General features: G+C 41.0%; 3 protein-coding genes. 1 reads left to right on the forward strand and 2 read right to left on the reverse strand.

Features of this window, described 5'->3' with window-relative positions; genetic code table 11:
- Nucleotides 1-756: SagB/ThcOx family dehydrogenase (locus A9239_RS14460; protein ID WP_141706479.1), on the forward strand; the 756-nt coding region annotated here is incomplete at its 5' end.
- 113 nt (nt 757-869) lie between these two features.
- On the opposite strand, the gene A9239_RS14465 is transcribed toward A9239_RS14460, so the two are convergent.
- Nucleotides 870-1,574: a type 1 glutamine amidotransferase gene (locus tag A9239_RS14465; RefSeq protein ID WP_048118842.1), complete on the reverse strand. Its 705-nt coding sequence runs from the start codon at nt 1,572-1,574 to the stop codon at nt 870-872.
- Nucleotides 1,575-1,736: 162 nt separating this feature from the next.
- Nucleotides 1,737-2,858 carry a DUF21 domain-containing protein gene (locus A9239_RS14470; RefSeq protein WP_048118838.1) on the reverse strand — a complete coding sequence of 374 codons (1,122 nt, stop codon included), beginning with the start codon at nt 2,856-2,858 and terminating at the stop codon, nt 1,737-1,739.
- Nucleotides 2,859-3,140: the final 282 nt, after the last annotated feature.

Below are 3,140 nucleotides of genomic sequence, written 5' to 3' on the forward strand. Positions count from 1 at the left end.
GAAGAATCAAATGAAGGACCAAAATCCTATTTGCAGACTGCTTCATCACTAAAAACCAGCAGCTTCGGGAACCTGTCCGAGCTTGATACAGTTCCTCTGCGCAGAGTTATCCGGGGAAGGAGAAGTGCTATTGAGATGAATAACAGCGCATACCTAGAAAAAGAAACTTTCTATGCGATGCTGCAAAGAACCCTTCCGCAAAACAATCCGATTTTCAATTCGCTTGCGTTTGGTTCCTTTACTCACCTGCTCATTTTCGTGAACCGCGTAAAGGACCTACTTCCGGGACTTTATATTTTCCTTCGCAAACCCGAAGAAAAAGAGAGGTTTAAAGCTGCGATCAGGTCGGACTTTTTATGGGAAAAACCGAAAAATTGCCCATCAGATCTTGAGTTTTATCTGTTGATGGAAGAAACTCTGGATTTTTTTGCAGCCCAGCTTTCCTGTACACAGAGAAAAGCTGCCGATGCCTGTTTTACTGCCTGCATGCTTTCGGAGTTCGAAGGTCCTCTGAGCAGGTTCGGAGCCTGGATATATCCGTACCTTTTCTGGGAATGCGGAATTCTTGGGCAGCTTCTTTATCTTGAAGCCGAAGCATATGGCCTCAGGGGCTGTGGGATCGGGTGTTTCTTTGATGATCCTTTGCATGAAGCTATAGGGCTCAAAGGGCTTGAGTTCCAGGACCTCTACCATTTCGCTGTTGGCTATCCACTTCCGGAGATAGGTGTTAGAACTCTTCCTGCATACAAAGATTGATTTTTTATTTTTCCTCTTATCCTATCAAATGCCACAGCACTATTTATGTTATTCTTGAATCTCTTTCCATTATCCATATGACATAGTTACGGCAAACGATAATCGAAAATTATTCAGGTATTTTTAACAATCTCCTGAATATTGTCCAGCATCCTGAATATCAATAACTTTGACTCTGCTAAAAATGAATCTTTATCCAGCATTTCTTCCTCATTCTGGATATATGTTCCTTCAATCAGTTCATCCCTGCAGTTTTCAATAACGTTTCTGATTGTTCTGTTGCTCATTTCCAGATGGAACTGGAGTCCAATTACCCTGTTTTTGTAGATAAAACCCTGATTTTTGCAAGCTCCACTTTCAAAGAGTCTTATTGCTCCTTCAGGCAGGCCGAAGGTGTCTCCATGCCAATGAAAAGCGATAAATTCTTCAGGAATGCCTTTTAGCAGAGGGTTTTTAGACTCCTGCTTGATCTTGAATACCGGAAACCATCCGATTTCCTTATCATTGTTCTTAAATACCTCGGCTTTTAGGGCATCAGCAATAAGCTGAGCGCCAAGGCAAATTCCAAGTACTGCTTTTCCTGCAGAAATAGCTTCTTTGAGAAATGTTTTTTCTTTTCTTAGCCAGGGATATTTTTCATACTCATAGATATTCATCGGTCCACCCATGACTATGAGAAGATCGAACCTATCTAGACTGGGAAAGTTCTGATTTTCATATAAACGTGTTATTGATAAAGAGTGATTTCTTTTTTCTATCCATTCAACAATAGTTCCCAATGTTTCAAACTCAACGTGCTGGATACAGTATATTTTCATGCTTAAACCTTTATTTAAAATATTTAAATTGATATTCGACTTTTAATAGGTAGCGTATCATTTTAATAGATAGCGTACCAAAAGTTCCGTAAAATATAATTGACTCTGTATCCTTTTTCTTGATCACGAAAAAGATTTATTATTTCATTGATGCATGGTTTTTTATTCTTTTTTCTGCTCTTCGCTTTCTTTCTTCTTTCCTCTTCTCAAACTTCTTCTGACAACTCCAGGCTGGGAAGGAGGAACAGGCGTCTCGCATCCTGATTTCAGGTCACACTCCACTACAATTCCCCGCAGCAGCCGACCCAGAATATCCGAACCCGTGATAATTCTTTTCTCCTGGTCCCAGTAGAGGATAAGGTCCTGATCGATCACATCGTCTTCAGGGTATTGCGGATACACCTTAAACTGCCTGATTACTTTCTCAAGCCTGGTCTTGGGAGACCTCACCACAACTGGAAAGTGACAGTAAGAAAGCGGAATAAATGGGCCTTTCTTGTAGACCACATCCCTGAGGAAGCCGTCTGCGTCAAGCACCATGACAGGTTCGTCCTGAGGGTTGGTAATGATTACCCATTTTTTCCCGGAGGCTTCTATCTTTTGCAAAAAAGGATCGTCTGGTTCTCTTTTAAATGGAGGAAATACCGGACGGTTATTTTCAACCGGGAGTGAGATTATGCTTCTCTGGTCTATTAGCGAGCCTTCATCGGAGATGCTGACGTCATCTATGGAGAGAAAGTTCAGAGCCCCGATTCCCTCAAAAGTGCCAATATCAGACTTTCCCGATTCAATATGCTTTTCGAGCATAATCCGCATGGACTGTTCCTTGAAGAGTTCAAGTTTTTCCCTGCCGAGCCACCAGTCAAGAATAAGAGCTGTAGGCTTGGCTACCGGATAGAGCAGCATCTGGTAGAACCGGACTAAAGGAGTTAACTTTGCTCCAATTGAAAGGGCATTTCGGGAAAAGTAAGCCTGGGGTACAATCTCTCCAAAACTGGTGATTACAAAAGTAGAGAAGAGGAAAGCTGAGGCTCCTGTCAGTACGGAACCTGTAAGCAGGGCAATCAGGACATTTACACCTACGTTTCCCCAGAGCAGTGTCGTAAGCAGGAAGTTTGAGTCCCGCCGGATCTGCAGAATTTTGATAGCTTCTTTGCTGTCTGCTTCGGCCTCTATCTCAAGCCTGAGTCTACCAAGGCTGAAAAGTCCAATTGTCATTCCTGAAAATATAGCGGACTGTATCAGGCAGAGTATGATCAGTATCCAGATAATAATTTCATTCATTGTGAGTCTATAACCTCTATGATCTTCATATTGGCATAATTTAAGGTTTAATCCTAGGTAAATTATAGGTTAATCCATCAACGATTTTCGTATAAACATAGGTTTAACGGCTTAACCTGTCAATTTTTATATATTTAACTGAGTCGCAGTCATTTTCTAAATTTGGTTTTCTGGTTTTGCATTACTTCGGCTTGTTGTAAATTTAGCCTTAAAATATAAACTTAACCTTAAGATTTTACCTCGCCCTAACCATTAATTTCTTTTAAACTTTATACGGTTTTA

The sequence above is a fragment of the Methanosarcina sp. A14 genome, assembly GCF_001729375.1.
GTDB classification, from domain to species: Archaea; Halobacteriota; Methanosarcinia; order Methanosarcinales; family Methanosarcinaceae; genus Methanosarcina; species Methanosarcina barkeri.

What these genes read in the sequence shown, in the direction of transcription:
- A9239_RS14465 (WP_048118842.1), bottom strand. Translation starts at nt 1,574, where the DNA reads ATGAAAATATACTGTATCCAGCACGTTGAGTTTGAAACATTGGGAACT.
- A9239_RS14470 (WP_048118838.1), bottom strand. Translation starts at nt 2,858, where the DNA reads ATGAATGAAATTATTATCTGGATACTGATCATACTCTGCCTGATACAG.